The sequence below is a fragment of the Thermomonas fusca DSM 15424 genome (assembly GCF_000423885.1).
GTDB lineage: Bacteria > Pseudomonadota > Gammaproteobacteria > Xanthomonadales > Xanthomonadaceae > Thermomonas > Thermomonas fusca.
Genome location: NZ_AUIV01000005.1, coordinates 14,694 through 32,063, shown reverse-complemented (window position 1 = coordinate 32,063; position 17,370 = coordinate 14,694). Strand labels below are relative to the sequence as shown.

Annotated in this window: 13 protein-coding genes and 5 tRNA genes; 11 read left to right on the top strand and 7 right to left on the bottom strand. The window is 68.1% G+C overall.

Features of this window, described 5'->3' with window-relative positions; translation table 11 throughout:
- Window positions 1-18 precede the first annotated feature (18 nt).
- The 4 genes from lon to tig all read right to left on the bottom strand — a co-directional run bounded on the left by lon (window position 19) and on the right by tig (window position 6,073).
- Window positions 19-2,475 (bottom strand): endopeptidase La, encoded by a 2,457-nt coding sequence (gene lon, locus G582_RS0102095; RefSeq protein WP_028838417.1) that lies wholly within the window; start codon window positions 2,473-2,475, stop codon window positions 19-21.
- Window positions 2,476-2,692: 217 nt separating this feature from the next.
- Window positions 2,693-3,982, bottom strand: coding sequence for an ATP-dependent Clp protease ATP-binding subunit ClpX (clpX, locus tag G582_RS0102090; RefSeq protein WP_028838416.1), 1,290 nt, complete (start codon window positions 3,980-3,982; stop codon window positions 2,693-2,695).
- Between the two features lie 141 nt (window positions 3,983-4,123).
- Complete coding sequence (gene clpP / locus G582_RS0102085) at window positions 4,124-4,747, bottom strand: ATP-dependent Clp endopeptidase proteolytic subunit ClpP (protein WP_028838415.1); 624 nt, start codon at window positions 4,745-4,747, stop codon at window positions 4,124-4,126.
- A 33-nt stretch (window positions 4,748-4,780) separates the two neighbouring features.
- Window positions 4,781-6,073, bottom strand: coding sequence for a trigger factor (gene tig, locus G582_RS0102080; RefSeq protein WP_028838414.1), 1,293 nt, complete (start codon window positions 6,071-6,073; stop codon window positions 4,781-4,783).
- Between the two features lie 269 nt (window positions 6,074-6,342).
- Between tig and G582_RS0102075 the strand changes: the two genes are divergently transcribed.
- From G582_RS0102075 to G582_RS0102050, 6 genes are all read left to right on the top strand, one after another.
- Window positions 6,343-6,419: transfer RNA gene (locus G582_RS0102075), tRNA-Pro, on the top strand.
- Window positions 6,420-6,452: 33 nt separating this feature from the next.
- Window positions 6,453-6,529: transfer RNA gene (locus G582_RS0102070), tRNA-Arg, on the top strand.
- A gap of 22 nt (window positions 6,530-6,551) precedes the next feature.
- A tRNA-His gene (locus tag G582_RS0102065) sits at window positions 6,552-6,628 on the top strand.
- 69 nt (window positions 6,629-6,697) lie between these two features.
- A tRNA-Lys gene (locus G582_RS0102060) sits at window positions 6,698-6,773 on the top strand.
- Window positions 6,774-6,887: 114 nt separating this feature from the next.
- Window positions 6,888-6,972, top strand: a tRNA-Leu gene (locus tag G582_RS0102055).
- A 64-nt stretch (window positions 6,973-7,036) separates the two neighbouring features.
- The gene (locus tag G582_RS0102050) at window positions 7,037-7,804 is read left to right on the top strand and encodes a Bax inhibitor-1/YccA family protein (RefSeq protein WP_028838413.1); all 768 of its coding nucleotides are present in this window, start codon (window positions 7,037-7,039) and stop codon (window positions 7,802-7,804) included.
- A gap of 91 nt (window positions 7,805-7,895) precedes the next feature.
- On the opposite strand, the gene G582_RS0102045 is transcribed toward G582_RS0102050, so the two are convergent.
- The 3 genes from G582_RS0102045 to grxC form a co-directional block, all read right to left on the bottom strand.
- On the bottom strand, window positions 7,896-8,900 hold the full coding sequence (locus G582_RS0102045; RefSeq protein ID WP_028838412.1) for an isocitrate dehydrogenase: 1,005 nt from the start codon (window positions 8,898-8,900) through the stop codon (window positions 7,896-7,898).
- 109 nt (window positions 8,901-9,009) lie between these two features.
- Window positions 9,010-9,396 (bottom strand): carboxymuconolactone decarboxylase family protein, encoded by a 387-nt coding sequence (locus G582_RS0102040; protein WP_028838411.1) that lies wholly within the window; start codon window positions 9,394-9,396, stop codon window positions 9,010-9,012.
- A complete protein-coding gene (gene grxC / locus G582_RS0102035) occupies window positions 9,393-9,671 on the bottom strand; it encodes a glutaredoxin 3 (RefSeq protein ID WP_028838410.1) in 279 nt (92 codons plus the stop codon). The genes G582_RS0102040 and grxC overlap by 4 nt, the downstream gene beginning before the upstream one ends.
- 116 nt (window positions 9,672-9,787) lie before the next feature.
- On the opposite strand from grxC, the gene G582_RS15090 reads away from it, so the two are divergent.
- The 5 genes from G582_RS15090 to ppx all read left to right on the top strand — a co-directional run bounded on the left by G582_RS15090 (window position 9,788) and on the right by ppx (window position 17,303).
- Window positions 9,788-11,419: a M48 family metalloprotease gene (locus G582_RS15090; RefSeq protein WP_051246476.1), complete on the top strand. Its 1,632-nt coding sequence runs from the start codon at window positions 9,788-9,790 to the stop codon at window positions 11,417-11,419.
- A 75-nt stretch (window positions 11,420-11,494) separates the two neighbouring features.
- Window positions 11,495-12,196: a phosphate regulon transcriptional regulator PhoB gene (gene phoB / locus G582_RS0102025; RefSeq protein ID WP_028838409.1), complete on the top strand. Its 702-nt coding sequence runs from the start codon at window positions 11,495-11,497 to the stop codon at window positions 12,194-12,196.
- Window positions 12,197-12,307: 111 nt separating this feature from the next.
- Entirely contained in the window at window positions 12,308-13,645 is a 1,338-nt protein-coding gene (phoR, locus tag G582_RS0102020) for a phosphate regulon sensor histidine kinase PhoR (RefSeq protein WP_028838408.1), read from the top strand.
- Window positions 13,642-15,720: a polyphosphate kinase 1 gene (gene ppk1 / locus G582_RS0102015; RefSeq protein ID WP_028838407.1), complete on the top strand. Its 2,079-nt coding sequence runs from the start codon at window positions 13,642-13,644 to the stop codon at window positions 15,718-15,720. Before phoR ends, ppk1 begins: the two co-directional genes overlap by 4 nt.
- Before the next feature lie 53 nt (window positions 15,721-15,773).
- Window positions 15,774-17,303 carry an exopolyphosphatase gene (gene ppx / locus G582_RS0102010; protein ID WP_038052494.1) on the top strand — a complete coding sequence of 510 codons (1,530 nt, stop codon included), beginning with the start codon at window positions 15,774-15,776 and terminating at the stop codon, window positions 17,301-17,303.
- Window positions 17,304-17,370 lie beyond the last annotated feature (67 nt).

Sequence of the window (17,370 nt, the reverse complement as noted above, 5' to 3'; positions counted from 1 at the left end):
CATCTTCGCGTGCGGGGCTCAATGCTGCACGGCGGGACGGCTGCCCGCCTTGCCCCTGGATTTGCCCTTCGATGCCGCCGCCGGCTTGCCGCCGCCGCGCGTCTGCGCCGGCAACGGCCGCTCCAGCGCCAGATCCAGCACCTCGTCGATCCACTTCACCGGCACTATCTTCATGTGCTTGGTCACCGTCGCCGGGATGTCGGCCAGGTCCTTGCGGTTCTCGTCCGGGATGATCACCGTGCGGATGCCGCCGCGCAGCGCCGCCAGCAGCTTCTCCTTCAGCCCGCCGATCGCGGTGACCTTGCCGCGCAGGGTGATCTCGCCGGTCATCGCCACGTCGTGGCGCACCGGGATCTTCGTGAGCATCGATACCAGCGCAGTGGCCATCGCGATGCCGGCGCTGGGGCCATCCTTCGGCGTCGCGCCGTCCGGCACGTGCACGTGCACGTCGTGCTTCTGCAGGAAGTCCAGGTCGATGCCGAGCTGTTCGGTGCGCGCACGCACCACCGACAGCGCTGCCGATGCCGACTCCTTCATCACGTCGCCGAGCTGGCCGGTCAGGATCAGCGCGCCCTTGCCAGGCACCAGCGTGGATTCGATCTGCAAAAGGTCGCCGCCGACTTCGGTCCAAGCCAGGCCGGTGACCAGGCCGACCTCGTTTTCAGCCTCGGCACGGCCGAAGTCGTAGCGCTGTACGCCCAGGTACTTGTCGAGGTTCTTGTCGGTGACGGCCACCGTCTTCGGTTTCGCCGGCTTGCCCTTCTTCGGCGCCGGCTGCGGGCCCTTCAGCGCGATGTCCTTGACCACCTTGCGGGCGATCTTGGCGATTTCGCGCTCGAGGCTGCGCACGCCGGATTCGCGCGTGTAGTAGCGCACGATGCCGGTGATCGCGCTCTCGTCGATGCGCAGCTCGCCCTCGCGCAGGCCGTTGGCCTTGAGCTGCTTGGGCACCAGGTAGCGCATCGCGATGTTGAGCTTCTCCTCCTCGGTGTAACCGGGGATGCGGATCACTTCCATGCGATCCAGCAACGGGCCGGGAATGTTCAGCGAATTGGAGGTAGCGACGAACATCACCTCGGACAGGTCGAGGTCGACCTCCAGGTAATGGTCGTTGAAGGTGTGGTTCTGCTCGGGATCGAGCACTTCCAGCAACGCCGAGGACGGATCGCCGCGGAAGTCCATCGACATCTTGTCGATCTCGTCCAGCATGAACAGCGGGTTGCGGGTGCCGACCTTGTTGAGGTTCTGCACGATCCGGCCCGGCATCGAGCCGACGTAGGTGCGGCGATGGCCGCGGATCTCGGCCTCGTCGCGCACGCCGCCCAGCGCCATCCGCACGAACTTGCGGTTGGTCGCTTTCGCAATGCTCTGCCCCAGCGAAGTCTTGCCCACGCCAGGCGGGCCGACCAGGCACAGGATCGGGCCCTTCATCTTGGCCACGCGCGACTGCACGGCCAGGTATTCGAGGATGCGGTCCTTGACCTTCTCCAGCCCGTAGTGGTCGGCATCCAGGGTTTCCTGCGCGCCCTTGAGATCCTTGCGCACCTTGCTGCGCTTCTTCCACGGCACGCCCAGCAGCCAGTCGAGGTAGTTGCGCACCACCCCGGCCTCGGCCGACATCGGCGACATCTGCTTGAGCTTGGCGAACTCGGTGCGCGCCTTGGTTTCCACCGCCTTCGGCATGCCGGCGTTGGCAATGCGGCGGGCGATCTCGTCAAGGTCGTTGGGCGCGTCGTCGAGCTCGCCCAGCTCCTTCTGGATCGCCTTCATCTGCTCGTTGAGGTAGTACTCGCGCTGGCTCTTCTCCATCTGCGTCTTGACCCGGCCGCGGATGCGCTTTTCCATCTGCTGAACGTCGATTTCGCCGTCGACCAGCCCCACCAGCAGCTCCAGCCGGCCGGCGGTGTCCAGCGTTTCCAGCAGCTTCTGCTTGTCGGCCAGGCGCACGCCCAGGTGCGCGGCGATGGTATCTGCCAGGCGGTCGGGTTCTTCGATGCCGGAGAGGGTCTGCAACAGTTCCGGCGGCAGCTTGCGGTTGGTCTTGATGTACTGCTCGAACAGCGACAGCAGGGTGCGCACGATCGCCTGCACCTCGCGCGGCTCGCGCTCGTCGCCCGACGCCACTTCGTGCGCGCTCGCGAACAGCGCGCCATCCTGTGCATGCACTTTTTCGGCGCGCGCGCGCGACAGGCCTTCCACCAGTACCTTGATGGTGCCGTCCGGCAGCTTCAGCAGCTGCAGCACCTGCGCCATCGTGCCGATCTCGTGGAGATCGCCGGCCTCCGGGTCGTCGGTGTCGGCGGCCTTCTGCGCCACCAGCAGGATGCGCTTGTCGCCTTCCACGGCGATGTCCAGCGCGCGGATCGACTTCTCGCGACCCACGAACAGCGGGATCACCATGTGCGGGAATACCACCACGTCGCGCAGCGGCAGCACCGGCAGCACGGGGGATTCGGATCGGGTCGGGGCAGCCATGTGGGGGACTCCGTTGCGGCCGCGGCGCGCCTGCGCCGCCATGCTTCGTTTATGGGGATGTTGCGCCCGGGTTGCAAGCGATCTCCGCCATGAGCGCGCAATCCCAGCCGAATCAATGCGTTGCGGACGCATTACCCGACCCGGACGGGCGTATCTTCCCGCTGAAACGCGAAAGCCGCCCGAAGGCGGCTTTCCACGCATCCGCGGCGGAAGGGGCTCAGTCCGCGGCCGCGGCCTTGGCCGGCGCCGGCACGGTCTGGTAGATCAGGTACGGCTCGGACTTGTGGTCGATCACCGACTCGTCCACCACCACCTTGCTGACGTTCTCCAGCGACGGCAGTTCATACATCGTGTCCAGCAGCACCGACTCGACGATGGTGCGCAGGCCGCGTGCGCCGGTCTTGCGCTTGATCGCCTGCTTGGCGATCGCCGCCAGCGCGTCGGGGCGGATTTCCAGCTCCACGCCTTCCATCTCGAACAGCTTCTTGAACTGCTTGGTGATGGCGTTTCTCGGCTCGGTCAGGATCCTGATCAGCGCCGCCTCGTCCAGCTCTTCCAGGGTGGCGACCACCGGCAGGCGGCCGACGAACTCCGGGATCAGGCCGTACTTGATCAGGTCTTCGGGCTCGACCCGCGCCAGCACCTGGCCGATGTCGGCCTTGCGCTCGGCGCTCTTCACCTTGGCACCGAAGCCGATCCCGCCGGAATCGCTGGAACGCTGCTGGATCACCTTGTCCAGGCCGGCGAACGCGCCGCCGACGATGAACAGGATGTTGCGGGTATCGACCTGCAGGAACTCCTGCTGCGGATGCTTGCGCCCGCCCTGCGGCGGCACGCTGGCAAGGGTGCCTTCGATCAGCTTCAACAGCGCCTGCTGCACGCCTTCGCCGGACACGTCGCGGGTGATCGACGGGTTCTCGGACTTGCGGCTGATCTTGTCGATCTCGTCGATGTAGACGATGCCGTGCTGCGCCTTCTCGACGTCGTAGTCGCACTTCTGCAGCAGCTTCTGGATGATGTTTTCCACGTCCTCGCCGACGTAGCCGGCTTCGGTCAGCGTGGTGGCGTCGGCCATCGTGAACGGCACGTTGAGCATGCGCGCCAGCGTTTCCGCCAGCAGCGTCTTGCCCGAGCCGGTCGGGCCGACCAGCAGGATGTTGGACTTGGCGAGCTCGATGTCGTCCGACTTCTGCCGGCTCTCGATGCGCTTGTAGTGGTTGTAGACGGCCACCGCCAGCGTCTTCTTCGCCCGCTGCTGGCCGATCACGTACTGATCCAGCACTTCGAGGATCTCGCGCGGCTTCGGCAGCGAACTGCGGTTGGACTGCGCCTTCTCCTCGAGTTCCTCGCGGATGATGTCGTTGCAGAGCTCCACGCACTCGTCGCAGATGAACACGCTGGGCCCGGCGATCAGCTTGCGCACCTCATGCTGGCTCTTCCCGCAGAAGGAGCAGTAAAGGATCTTGCTGTTGTCGCCGGTGTTGCGTCCCTGACGGTCTTCGCTCATTCGCCACTCGCTCGCCGCGCAGTGCGGCTTCGGCCCGAGAATACCATACGCCCCCGCCGGGCCCAGCCGGGGCGGTTCTTCGTTGTACGCCAGTTATCGGCCGGCGGGCGGAATCCGTGAGTCCACGGCCCGCCGCACGGTTCAGCTGGTCTGGATCGATTCTTCCGGACGCCGGCTGAGCACTTCGTCGACCAGGCCGTAGTCGCGGGCGGCCTCTGCGCTCTTGAAGTTGTCGCGCTCGGTGTCGCGGGCGATCACGTCGATGGCCTGGCCGGTATGGCGGGCCAGGATCTCGTTCAGGCGCTCGCGCATCGCCAGGATCTCGCGCGCCTGGATGTCGATATCGGTGGCCTGGCCCTGCGCGCCGCCCAGCGGCTGGTGGATCATGACCCGCGAATTCGGCAGCGCGTAGCGCTTGCCGGCGGCACCCGCCGCCAGCAGCACCGCGCCCATCGAGCAGGCCTGGCCGACGCAGATGGTGCTCACGTCCGGCTTGATGTACTGCATGGTGTCGTAGATCGCCATGCCGGCGGTGACGATCCCGCCGGGCGAGTTGATGTACAGGCTGATGTCCTTCTCGGGGTTTTCCGCCTCGAGGAACAGCATCTGCGCGACGACCACGTTGGCCACGTGGTCGTCGATGCCGCCGACCAGGAAGATCACCCGCTCCTTCAGCAGGCGCGAATAGATGTCGTACGCGCGCTCGCCGCGGCTGGTCTGTTCGACCACCATCGGCACCAGGTTGAGGTTCTTGATCGGATCCATTGGTTGCTCGCTCGGCGTTTCCGCCTGTTGAAGTTACTGGTTGATCGCTTCCTGGAAGCTCAGCGCATTTTCGGTGTGCTGGGCACGCTCGGCGATCCAGTCGGTGACCTGCTCTTCCATCACGCGGTTCTGCAGGCCCTGCATCAACTGGGGGTCGTTGCGGTACAGATCAATGACCTGCTGCGGCTGTTCGTAGGTGGAAGCGATCAGGCGCATGGTTTCGTTCAGGCGCTCCGGCTCCAGGCGCAGGTCGTTGCGACGGGCCACTTCGCCCACCAGCAGCGCCACCAGCACGCGCTTGCGCGCCGCTTCCTGGAACGCCTCGGGCGCGGCGGCCAGCTGCTGGCCCTGGCGGCGGGCCTGCTCGGCGGCGTTGGCCATCAGCGCCTGCGCCTCGTTCTCGACCAGGCGCGGCGGCAGCTCGACGTCCTTGTAGACGGTCGCCAGCTGCTCGCCGACTTCGCGGCGCAGGCGGTTCATCAGCGCACCCTTGAGCTCGCGCTCGAGGTTGCTGCGGATGTCGGCCTTGAACTGCTCCAGGTCGCCGCTCTTGACGCCGAAGCTGCGGATGAACGCGGCATCGACTTCCGGCAGCACCTGTTCGGCCACGTCGACCAGCTTGAAGGTCGAGGTGATGGTCTTGCCGGCGAACTGCGCGGCGTGCCAGTCGGCCGGCAGGGTCACGTCGAGGGTCTTCTCCTCGCCCGGCTGCATGCCGGCGATGGCGGATTCGACCTCGGGGTAGATCGCGGCGGAGCCCAGCACGGTGCTGGTGCGCTCGGCGCCTTCGGCCGGCATGCGGGTGCCGTCGACGGTGCTGCTGGTTTCCAGGTTCACCAGGTCGCCGGCCTTGGCGGCGCGGGTGACCTGGGTCCAGCTGGCGCGCTGCTGGCGCAGGTTCTCGAGCATGCGCTCGACGTCGGCATCGGTGACTTCCGCGGTGTGGCGCACGACTTCCAGCTTGCTCATGTCGAGCTCACCGAAGTCCGGCGCCAGCTCCACCGAAGCCACGTACTTCAGCTCGCCCTCGGCGGCGTCTTCACCCGGCATCATCTGCGGCGCGCCGACAACGTTCAGCTCGTTTTCGCGCACCGCCTTGCCCAGCCCCTCGCGCAGCAGGCCGTCGAGGATTTCGGCGCGGACCTGGCCGCCGTAACGCTGCTCGACCACCTTGGTCGGTACCTTGCCCGGGCGGAAGCCCTTGATCCGCACCGTGTGCGCAATCTCGCGCAGGCGGCTGCCGATCTGCGCCTCGACGTCGCCGGCGGGCAGGCTGAGGATGACGCGGCGCTCGAGGTTGCCGATGGATTCGACCGAGACTTGCATGATGCGATGACTCCTGGACGGGTTCGCGAGAACCCGGAATTGTGCGGATGGATGCGGTTACCGGAACAGCCGTCCCGGGCGCGGCCACGACCGCGCGGAACTTGCTAGTTTCCCCGATTTCCGCCCGCCTCGCCACCCATCTGGCGATGACGCGTTGACAGACGGCGCGCGCAGTCGGACAATGCCCGGCCTTTCGTTGCGCTGGCGTGCTCGGAAGACAGTGATCGCAGCAACCGGGCGGGCGCTGGAATGAAATCGGTTCCATCGGGCGGGGTATAGCGCAGTCTGGTAGCGCGCCTGCTTTGGGAGCAGGATGTCGGGGGTTCGAATCCCTCTACCCCGACCATTCCGGTGTCGCCTGGTTCAAGTTCCGGCCCGGGCGCCCGTAGCTCAACCGGATAGAGCACCGGCCTTCTAAGCCGGTGGTTGCAGGTTCGATTCCTGCCGGGCGCGCCAAACAGCGGGACAGTTTTCGGTGGTGGCTGTAGCTCAGTTGGTTAGAGTCCTGGATTGTGATTCCAGTTGTCGAGGGTTCGAGTCCCTTCAGCCACCCCACCCTTTGATGAACGATCGACCGCGGGTATTTGCAGTTGATCGAGTGTTTGCTACAATTTCGCTTCTTCGGGGCCGTTAGCTCAGTTGGTAGAGCAGTTGACTCTTAATCAATAGGTCCAAGGTTCGAATCCTTGACGGCCCACCAAACCCCGAAACGCCCGGCCACAAGCCGGGCGTTTTCTTTTGCCCGACGCGCCAGCGCGGATTCGAACCGGCGGTTCGCCCGCGGTGCCAGCCGGCGCCGCTACAATGCCGGCGCGCGAAAGTGGCGGAATTGGTAGACGCCCTGGATTTAGGTTCCAGTGCCGCAAGGCGTGCGGGTTCGAGTCCCGCCTTTCGCACCATCCTGCAACGGCTGTTATCCTCGCCGCATCCCGGCAGCAGCCGACCAAGCACAGGATGATCCCCATGCGCAGCGGCAATCCCGCACTCAAGGACAACACCTTCCTCGACCTCGGCAGCGGCACCCTGGTGCAGGGCGACGCGGGGGCGATGACGCTCAACGGCGCGGTCAACAAGACCGCCATCCTGCTGGTGCTGACGCTGGCCGGCGCGCTGTTCACTTGGGCGCAGTTCTCCGCCGCGATGGCCGCCGGCAACCCGGGCGCGGTGATGCCCTACGTCTGGGGCGGCGCGATCGGCGGCTTCATCGTCGCGCTGGTGACGATCTTCAAGAAGACCTGGTCGCCCTATACCGCCCCCGCCTACGCGGTGCTGGAAGGGCTGTTCCTCGGTGCGGTGTCGGCGATGTTCGAACTGCGCTTCCCGGGCATCGTGATGCAGGCGGTGGGCCTGACCTTCGGCACCCTGGCCGCGCTGCTGCTGGCCTATCGCAGCGGCCTGATCAAGGCGACCGAGAACTTCAAGCTCGGCGTGGTGGCGGCCACCGGCGGCATCGCCCTGCTCTACCTCGTCCAGATCGGACTGGGCCTGTTCGGCTTCAAGGGCATGAGCTTCATCCACGACAGCAGCCTGATCGGCATCGCGTTTTCCGGCTTCGTGGTGGTGATTGCCGCGCTGAACCTGGTGCTGGACTTCGACTTCATCGAACAGGGCGTGGAACATGGCGCGCCGAAGTACATGGAGTGGTACGCCGCGTTCGGCCTGCTGGTGACGCTGGTGTGGCTGTATCTGGAACTGTTGCGCCTGCTCAGCAAGCTGCAGTCGCGCAACTGATTGCCGATCATTGCCGGACATGAAAAAGGGCACCGCAGGGTGCCCTTTTTCGTTGCGATGCCGGCATTGGCGCCGGCGCGCGATGGATCGCTTACAGGCGTGACGCGATCGCCTTGGCGAACGACATCGTGGTGCCCTCGCCGCCCAGGTCCGGGGTCAGCGAATCCTTGGCTTCCAGGGTGGCGATGATGGCTTCGCGCAGGCGGGCGGCCTGATCCGGCTTGGCCAGGTGGTCGAGCATCTGCGCCGCGCCCAGCAGCAGCGCGCACGGATTGGCGACGCCCTTGCCGGCGATGTCCGGGGCGGAGCCGTGCACGGCTTCGAAGATCGCCACGTCGGTACCGATGTTGGCGCCGGGCGCCAGGCCCAAGCCGCCGACCAGGCCGGCGCAGAGGTCGGAAATGATGTCGCCGAACAGGTTGGTGGTGCAGATGATGTCGAACTGTTCCGGCTTCATCACCAGCTGCATGCAGGTGTTGTCCACGATCATCTCGTTGCACTCGATGTCGGGGTACTGCTGGGCCACTTCGCGCGCGGTCTTCAGGAACAGGCCCGAGGTGGACTTCAGGATGTTGGCCTTGTGCACGATGGTGACCTTCTTGCGGCCGGTCTTGCGGGCCAGCTCGAAGGCGTAGCGGACGATGCGCTCGGAGCCCTTGCGGGTGACCTTCTGGGTCAGCACCGCGGTCTCGCCGTCCTCGGAAACGCTCTGGCCCTCGCCGATGTAGGCACCCTCGGTGTTCTCGCGCACGGTGATCAGGTCGACGCCGCCACTGAAGCGCGACTTGGTGTTCGGGAAGCACTTGGCCGGGCGCACGTTGGCGTACAGGTCGAAGCGCTTGCGCAGCTCGACGTTGATCGAGGAGAACCCGCCGCCCACCGGGGTGGTCAGCGGCGACTTCAGCGCGATCTTGTTCTTGCGGATCGAATCCATGGTCGCCACCGGCAGCAGGTCGCCATGCTTCTCCAGCGCGACCATGCCGGCATCCGCGTACTCGTACGAAAGGCCCAGCTGCATCGCGTCCAGCACGTGCAGGGTGGCGTCCATGATTTCCGGGCCGATGCCGTCGCCGCGGATGACCGTGATCGTTGTCATTTTCCAGTTTCCAGACAGGCCGGCACCGCGCGCCGCGCGATGCCGTGGGTGGGGGCAGATAGCCCGCGATTATCGCAGATGCCGTGCGACGGCGTATGTCCGCCGGTCTTCAACCATGGTCGTGGGTGGCCGGCGCTTCGGCCTCCCCCTGTTCCAGCCGGTCCAGGAAATCCACGGCGCGGCGCAGGTGCGGGATGACGATGGAGCCGCCCACCACCAGCCCGACAGAAAACGCCTCGAACATCTCCTCGCGGGTGACGCCGGCGTCCTTGCACTGGGCCACGTGGTAGCTGATGCAGTCGTCGCAGCGCAGCACCATCGAGGCGGTCAGCCCCATCAACTCCTTGGTCTTCACGTCCAGCGCGCCGGGCTGGTAGGTCTGGGTATCCAGCGCGAAGAAGCGCCGCACCACCTGGTTGGGTTCGTCCAGGATGCGCTTGTTCATGCGCTGGCGGAATTCGGTGAACTGCTTGATCCGGTCGTCGGCGTCGCTCATGCGGGCTTGCCCTCGAGCAGCGGCTCCAGCTTGCCTTCGCGGTGCAGCGCCATCATGTCGTCGTAGCCGCCGACGTGGACGTCGCCGACGAAAATCTGCGGCACGCTGGTGCGCCGGGTCAGCGCCACCATCTTTTCGCGCTCGGCCGGGTCGGTGTCGATGCGGACCTCGGTCCACTCGCGGCCTTTGCTCTTGAGGAAGTTCTTGGCCATCACGCAGTACGGGCAGACCGCCGTGCTGTAGATGGTGATGGCGGGGGTCTCTGCGGCACTCATGGGATCTCCTGAACCTGTGGGCGGGAATCTGGTCGAATATGGGGCCGCCGCGCTGGTTTTCCAGCCGCTCAAGCCCCATTCACGCCCCGCCTTCGCCCAGCCCGCATCCTGTCCGCATGACTCCTTCCCCGCGCCGCCTGTCCACCGCCCTGCTCGCCTGTCTGCTGGCCACCGGCACCGCCGCGGCCATCGCCCAGGACCGCGGCCTGCCGGACATCGGCTCATCCGCCGGCAGCATGCTCTCGCCCGCCCGCCAGGCCGAGTACGGCGCGATGGTGCTGGCGCAGCTGCGCCACGCCGGCTACGTGCTGGACGATCCGCTGCTGGACGGCTGGCTGGACGACGTCGGCCAGCGCCTGTCCGGCGCCAGCGACCGGCCGCAACAGAGCTTCACCTTCTTCATGCTGCGCGACCGCCAGATCAACGCTTTCGCCACCCTCGGCGGCTACATCGGCATGAACGCGGGCCTGGTGCTGGCGGCGGACAGCGAGGACCAGGTAGCCGGCGTGCTGGCGCACGAGATTTCCCACGTCACCCAGCAGCACGTGCTGCGTGGCGCCGAGAAAGCCCAGCGCGAAAGCCTGCCGATCCTGCTGGCCACGCTGGGCGCGATCGTGGCCGCCCAGCAGGCGGGGGGCAACTCCAGCGGCGACGCCACTTCGGCCGCGCTGATGACCGGCCTGGGCGTGCTGCAGCAGCGCCAGATCAACTACACCCGCGACAACGAGGCCGAGGCCGACCGCATCGGCATCCGCACCCTCGCCCACGCCGGCTACGACCCGGAAGCGATGGCGGACTTCTTCCAGACCCTGCAATCGGTGGTGCGGATGAACCAGGGCGACGAGCGCAGCGCCGTGCCCGGCTACCTGCAGACCCATCCATTGACCCTGTCGCGGATCAGCGAGGCGCGCGAACGCGCCGCCAAGCTGGAGCCGACGCTGGCCAATACCGCTGCGACCGGGCCCAGCAACAACCCGCTGCTGCCGCCGGGCCTGCGCATCGCCACCGGCGCGCGCAGCCGCCAGGGCCAGGGCAGCACCGGCGATTTCGACTGGGCGCGCGAGCGCCTGCGCGTGCTCAGCGCGCCGACGCCGGCGCAGGCGATCCGCGAATACCAGCAGATGCGCGCCAAGGCGCCGCTGGACGAGGCGCGCCGCTACGGACTGGCGTTCGCCCACCAGCAGGCCGGGCAGCATGCGCAGGCCCTGCAGGAGCTGGCCCCACTGGCGCAGGCGCGGCCGGACAACCTGTGGCTGCAGATCGCGCTGGGCGAATCCGAGGCCCGCACCGGCCACGCCCAGGACGCCGACCGCCGCTTCGAGGCGCTGCTGGCGCGCATGCCCACCCACCGCGCGCTGGCGCTGGGCTATGCGCGGTTGCTGGGCGAGCGCAATACCCGCGAGGCGGGCATCCGCGCGGTGGCGGTGCTGCGCCCGCTGCTGGGCGGTGCCGGCGACGACCTGCCGTTCCAGCAGGCCTATGCGCGCGCCAACGAGATCGCCGGCGAGCCGGTGCGCGCGGGCGAGGCCTGGGCCGAGGCCGCCTACCTGTCCGGCCGCCCCGAGCAGGCGCTGGTGCAGCTCAACAACCTGAAGAAGCGCGACGATCTGGACTACTACGCCCGCGCCCGCATCGACGCGCGCATCGCCGCGATCACCCCGACCGTGCTGGAGCTGCGCCGGCAGGGCGTGCGCGACGACGAAGCCAGCGGCGGGCGGCTGGGTTTCGGGGTGCGCAGCGGCAGGTGACAGGGTCACGAAACTGTCACCAAACCGTCGTGTAATGATGGGGTGCGCCCCTCCGCGGCGCGACCATCGGACGACATGCAAAAGCACATCCTGATTGTCGAAGACGAACCCGCGATCCGCGACATGCTGGCCTACGCCCTGCGCAAGGGCGACTACGCGCCGCTGCTGGCCGCCGACGCCCGCGAGGCGCAGGAGCGCATCGCCGAGCGCGTGCCCGACCTGATCCTGCTGGACTGGATGCTGCCCGGCACCAGCGGCCTGGAACTGGCCCGGCGCTGGCGTCGCGATGCGCTGACCCGCGACATCCCGATCATCATGCTGACCGCGCGCGGCGAGGAAAACGACCGCGTCGGCGGGCTGGAGGCGGGCGTCGACGATTACGTGGTCAAGCCGTTCTCCGCGCGCGAGCTGCTGGCGCGCATCCGCGCGGTGCTGCGACGCTCGCGCGACGACGACGACGACGGCAGCGTGCAGGTCGGCGCGCTGCGCATCGACGGCGCGGCGCACCGGGTGTTCGCCGACCTCGACGGCGCCTCGCACCCGATCCAGATGGGTCCCACCGAGTACCGCCTGCTGCACTTCTTCATGACCCACGCCGAGCGCGTGTATTCGCGCACCCAGCTGCTGGACCATGTCTGGGGCGGCAGCGTGTACGTGGAGGAGCGCACCGTCGACGTGCACATCCGCCGCCTGCGCAAGACCCTGGAACCGCATCTGCTGGACGCGATGGTGCAGACCGTGCGCGGCGCCGGCTACCGGTTCTCCGCCTCGGCCTGAATCTGCTTCGTGCGCTGCGCGCCCGCGGCACACGCAGCGACGCCACGCGCCGTCGCCCACTTCCCGCCTCCCCGGCAAGCAGGCCGGGGGGCAAACACGGATACTTGCCCGATGTCGCCCGACGCCCGCCAAGCCTGGTTCCGCACGCTGGGACAACTCGCCCTGGTGCTGCTTGCCGGGCTGGGCCTGGGCCTGCTGCTGGGACATCCGTGGCCGGCGCTGGCGATCACCGCGCTGGGCGTGGTGGGCTGGCATTACTGGCGGCTGCACCGGGTGCTGCAGCGGTTGGAGGCGCGCCAGCGGCCGGAACCAGTCGGCGGCAGCGGCGCCTGGAATTCGCTGGACGCCCTGCTGTTCCGCGGCCAGACCGAAATGCGCATGCGCAAGCGCCGGCTGCTGACGATGCTGCGCGCGTATCGCGCGGTAGCCGCGGCGCTGCCCGACGCGGTGGTGCTGGTGGAACGCAACAGCCAGCGCGTGCTGTGGTTCAACGAGGCGGCCACGCCGCTGCTGGGCCTGCACTACCCGCAGCACCACAACGCGCCTGTGGCGCAGGCGCTGCAGCCGCTGCCGATGGCGCAATGGCTGGCGGCCGGGCGCAACGCCGAGCCAATGGAGGACGTGGCCTCGCCGGTCGATCCGGGCCGGCGCCTGAGCCTGCGCCTGCTGCCCTATTCCGACGAGCTGTGGCTGCTGCTGGCGCGCGACGTCAGCAAGCTGCTGCGGCTGGAACACATGCGCCGCGACTTCGTCGCCAACGTCTCGCATGAACTGCGCACGCCGTTGACGGTGATCCACGGCTATCTGGAAATGCTCGACACCGATGACAACCCGGAATGGGCGGCGCTGCTGGCGGAAATGCGCCGGCAGTCGCAGCGGATGACCCGGCTGGTGGAGGACCTGCTGACGCTGTCGCGGCTGGAGGCGCGCGACCAGCTGCCGGAGGAACACGTGGCAATGGCGCCGATGCTGGCCAGCCTGCGCCGCGAAGCCGAGGCGCTGAGCGGCGGTCGCCATCGCGTGCAGGTCGAGGACCTGGCGCAGGTGGACCTGCGCGGTGCGTCGAAGGAACTGCACAGCGCCTTCGGCAACCTGGTCAGCAACGCGGTGCGCTACACCCCCGACGGCGGTGGCATCAGCATCCGCCTGAGCCGCGAAGCCGACGGCGGCGCGCTGCTGTCGGTGCGCGATTCCGGCTACGGCATCCCGGCCGCGCACCTGCCGCGGCTGACCGAGCGCTTCTACCGCGTCTCCACCAGCCGTTCGCGAGAATCCGGCGGCACCGGCCTTGGCCTTGCCATCGTCAAGCACGTGCTGGGCCTGCACGAAGCCCAGCTGCGCATCGACAGCGAAGTCGGCATCGGCAGTACCTTCTCCTGTCGCTTCGGCCCCGAGCGCGTGCTCGACCGCAGCCTCGACCACGACTCATCGGCTATCCATCCGACATGACCACCGATTCCAGCCTGCCGTCGCTGCACGACCCGTCGCTGTACGCCAATCGCGAACTGGGCCAGCTCGATTTCAACTTTCGCGTGCTGGCGCAGGCGCAGGACCCGTCGGTGCCGCTGCTGGAGCGGCTGCGCTACCTGTGCATCTCCTGCACCAACCTCGACGAATTCTTCGAGATCCGCGGCGGCGCGGTGCGCCACGCGGTGGAACTGAACCTGCCCGCGGGCATGGACGGGCTGGCGCCGGCGGTGCTGCTGGAGCGCATCCACGAACGCGCGGCGGCGCTGGTCGATGCGCAGTACCGCTGCTTCTACGAGGAGCTGCGGCCGGCGCTGGCCGAGCAGGGCATCCGCCTGCTGCAGCGCGAGCAATGGACGGCGGAACAGGCCAGCTGGCTGCGCGCGCATTTCCAGGAAGAGATCATGCCGGTGCTGTCTCCGCTCGGCCTGGACCCGGCGCATCCGTTCCCCAAGATCCTCAACAAGTCGCTCAACGTGGTGGTGCAGCTGGAAGGCCGCGACGCCTTCGGTCGCGAGGGCCATCTTGCGGTGGTGCGCGCGCCGCGCTCGCTGCCTCGGATCATCCGCCTGCCCGATGCCGACGGCGATGGCGATGCCTTCCACGACTTCGTGTTCCTGAGCGAGGTGCTGTCCGCGTTCGTGCATGAGCTGTTCCCGGGGATGATGGTCACCGGCGCGCACCAGTTCCGGGTGACCCGCAATTCCGAACTGATCGTCGATGAAGACGACATGGACAACCTCGCGCTGGCGCTGCGCGACGAACTGCTGGGCCGCGGCTACCTGCGCGCGGTGCGGCTGGAGATCGACGAGCGCTGCCCGCAACCGGTGGTGGACAGCCTGCTGGCCAATTTCGAACTGTCGGAAAGCGCGGTCTACAAGATCAATGGCCCGGTCAATCTCAACCGGGTGGTGCAGGTCTACGACATGGTGCAGCGGCCGGACCTGAAGTACCGCCCGTTCCAGCCGCGGCTGCCGCGCGACATGGACGCAATGTTCGAGCTGATCCGCCAGGGCGATGTGCTGCTGCACCATCCCTTCGACAGTTTCACCCCGGTGCTGGAGCTGATCCGCCAGGCCGCCGAAGACCCGGACGTGCTGGCGATCAAGCAGACCCTGTACCGCACCGGCAAGGAGTCGGCGATCGTCGAGCACCTGATCCAGGCGGCGCGCAACGGCAAGGACGTGACCGTGGTGGTGGAGCTGCGCGCGCGCTTCGACGAGGAAGCCAACCTGCGCCTGGCCGACCGCCTGCAGGATGCCGGCGTGCAGGTGGTGTACGGGGTGGTGGGCTACAAGACCCACGCCAAGATGCTGCTGGTCGTGCGCCGCGAGGGCAGCGCGCTGCGCCGCTACGTGCACCTGGGCACCGGCAACTACCACAGCGGCACCGCACGCGCCTACACCGACTTCGGCCTGCTGACCGCGCATCCGGACATCGGCAACGACGTGCACCTGATCTTCCAGCAGCTGTCGGGCCTGGCCGCGCCGCTGACCCTGTCGCGCCTGCTGCAATCGCCCTTCACCCTGCACCCGGGGGTGCTGCAGCGGATCGCGCGCGAGGCCGCGCATGCGCGCGCCGGCCGGCCGGGACGGATCGTCGCCAAGATGAACGCGCTCAACGAACCGGAAGTGGTGCGCGCGCTGTACAGGGCGTCGCAGGCCGGGGTGGAGATCGACCTGATCGTGCGCGGCGCCTGCGCGGTGCGACCGGGCATCCCCGGGATTTCCGACAGCATCCGGGTGCGCTCGGTGGTGGGGCGTTTCCTGGAACACCACCGGATCTGGTGGTTCGGCAACAACGACACGCCGGAGCTGTACTGCTCGTCGGCCGACTGGCTGGAGCGCAACCTGCTGCGGCGGGTGGAGACCGCCTTCCCGCTGCTGGACCCCGGCGTCGCCGCACGGGTGCAGCGCGAAGGCCTGCTCAACTACCTGGCCGACAACCAGAACGCCTGGGAACTGCGCGCCGACGGCTGCTACGAACGTCGCCTGCCGGCGCCCGGCGAGCAGCCGTTCTCGGCGCAGCTGGCCTTGCTGGCCGCGCTGGACGCCTGACGGCGACCGCGCAGGCGATAATGGCGCATGCGCCCCCCTATCCGACCGATCGCATGAGCCCGCTTCCGCCCCGGGCCCCCGCACCGCTGCGCGACGGCGACCTGGTGGCAGCAGTCGACCTCGGCTCGAACAGCTTCCATATCGTGGTGGCGCAGCGGGTGCTGGGCCAGCTGCGGGTGGTCGATCGCCTGCGCGAAACCGTGCGCATGGGCGAAGGCCTGAACGCATTGGGCGGGTTGGCGCCGGAAGTGCGCGAACGCGCGCTGGCCTGCCTGGCCCGGTTCGGCCAGCGCATCGCCGAGATCCCGCCGCGGCATGTGCGCGCGGTGGCCACACATACGGTGCGCCAGCTGCGTGCGCCGGAATCGTTCCTGGCCCCGGCCGAAGCGGCGCTGGGCCATGCCATCGACGTGGTCTCCGGCCGCGAGGAAGCGCGCCTGGTCTATCTGGGCGTGGCCCATGAGCAACCCCCGCAGGAAGGCCAGAAACGGCTGGTCATCGACATCGGCGGTGGTTCCACCGAATGCATCATCGGCGAAGGCTTCATCCCGCTGGAGCGCGAAAGCCTGCAGGTCGGCTGCGTGGCCAGCACGCGCCGCTTCTTCGAGGGCAGCAAGCTCACCCGGAAGCGCTGGAACGCCGCGTTCACCGAGGTGTCGGCGCAGCTGCAGCAATTCGCCGCCACCTACCGCCGGCTGGGCTGGGACGAAGCCATCGGCACTTCCGGCACCCACAAGGCGATCGGCGGCATCTGCGCGGCGATGAAGCTGACCAAGGGTTCGATCACCCCCGAGGGGCTGGCGCAGATCCGCGACCGCATCCTGCAGGCCGGCCGGATCGAGGACATCGTGCTGCCCGGCCTGTCCGACGACCGCCGCCCGGTGATCGCCGGCGGCGTGCTGGTGCTGGAGGCGGTGTTCGCCGCGTTAAGGCTGGAACGGCTGCAGGTCAGCAAGGCGGCGCTGCGCGAAGGCGTGCTGTACGACCTGCTGGGACGCGGCGGCGCCGACGACCCGCGCGACGTGTCGGTGGCCGCGCTGATGCACCGTTATGGCGTGGACGCCACCCAAGCCGCGCGGGTCGAAGCCACCGCGCTGGGCCTGTTCGAACAAGTCGCCGGCGACTGGGGGCTGAGCAACGACGACCGCGCGATGCTCAGCCGCGCGGCGCGCCTGCACGAGCTCGGCCTGGCCATCGCCCACAGCGGCTACCACACCCACGGCGCCTACGTGCTGCAGAATTCCGACATCGCCGGCTTCTCGCAGCAGGGCCAGCGCTTCCTCGCCGCGCTGGTGCGCACGCACCGGCGCAGCGTGCCCAAGTCGGCGTTCGAGATGATTCCCGACCGCCTGCTGGCCAACGCCCGCCGCAGCGCCGCGCTGCTGCGACTGGCGGTGCTGTTGCACCGCTCGCGCAGCAGCGAACAGCCGCAAGGCCTGCAGCTGCGGGCCGATGGCGACCGCCTGCTGCTGCAGCTGGATCGGCGCTGGCTGCAGTCGCGCCCGCTGCTGCGCGCGGACCTGGAGGCGGAGCCGGAAGACATGCTGGGGCTGGGCATCAACCTGAAGCTGGCGCTCGACTGAGCGCTTCAACCCGCCGCCACCGCGCGGGCGCAGGTGCTTGAAAACAAAGGGCCGGCGCATGGCCGGC

Bases quoted from the DNA above. Each gene is read 5' to 3' on its own strand.
- grxC (WP_028838410.1), bottom strand. From the start codon at position 9,671: ATGAGTGCCGCAGAGACCCCCGCCATCACCATCTACAGCACGGCGGTC.
- tig (WP_028838414.1), bottom strand. From the start codon at position 6,073: ATGCAAGTCTCGGTCGAATCCATCGGCAACCTCGAGCGCCGCGTCATC.
- G582_RS0102045 (WP_028838412.1), bottom strand. From the start codon at position 8,900: ATGACAACGATCACGGTCATCCGCGGCGACGGCATCGGCCCGGAAATC.
- clpP (WP_028838415.1), bottom strand. From the start codon at position 4,747: ATGGATCCGATCAAGAACCTCAACCTGGTGCCGATGGTGGTCGAACAG.
- G582_RS15090 (WP_051246476.1), top strand. From the start codon at position 9,788: ATGACTCCTTCCCCGCGCCGCCTGTCCACCGCCCTGCTCGCCTGTCTG.
- clpX (WP_028838416.1), bottom strand. From the start codon at position 3,982: ATGAGCGAAGACCGTCAGGGACGCAACACCGGCGACAACAGCAAGATC.
- G582_RS0102050 (WP_028838413.1), top strand. From the start codon at position 7,037: ATGCGCAGCGGCAATCCCGCACTCAAGGACAACACCTTCCTCGACCTC.
- lon (WP_028838417.1), bottom strand. From the start codon at position 2,475: ATGGCTGCCCCGACCCGATCCGAATCCCCCGTGCTGCCGGTGCTGCCG.
- G582_RS0102040 (WP_028838411.1), bottom strand. From the start codon at position 9,396: ATGAGCGACGCCGACGACCGGATCAAGCAGTTCACCGAATTCCGCCAG.
- phoB (WP_028838409.1), top strand. From the start codon at position 11,495: ATGCAAAAGCACATCCTGATTGTCGAAGACGAACCCGCGATCCGCGAC.
- ppx (WP_038052494.1), top strand. From the start codon at position 15,774: ATGAGCCCGCTTCCGCCCCGGGCCCCCGCACCGCTGCGCGACGGCGAC.
- phoR (WP_028838408.1), top strand. From the start codon at position 12,308: ATGTCGCCCGACGCCCGCCAAGCCTGGTTCCGCACGCTGGGACAACTC.
- ppk1 (WP_028838407.1), top strand. From the start codon at position 13,642: ATGACCACCGATTCCAGCCTGCCGTCGCTGCACGACCCGTCGCTGTAC.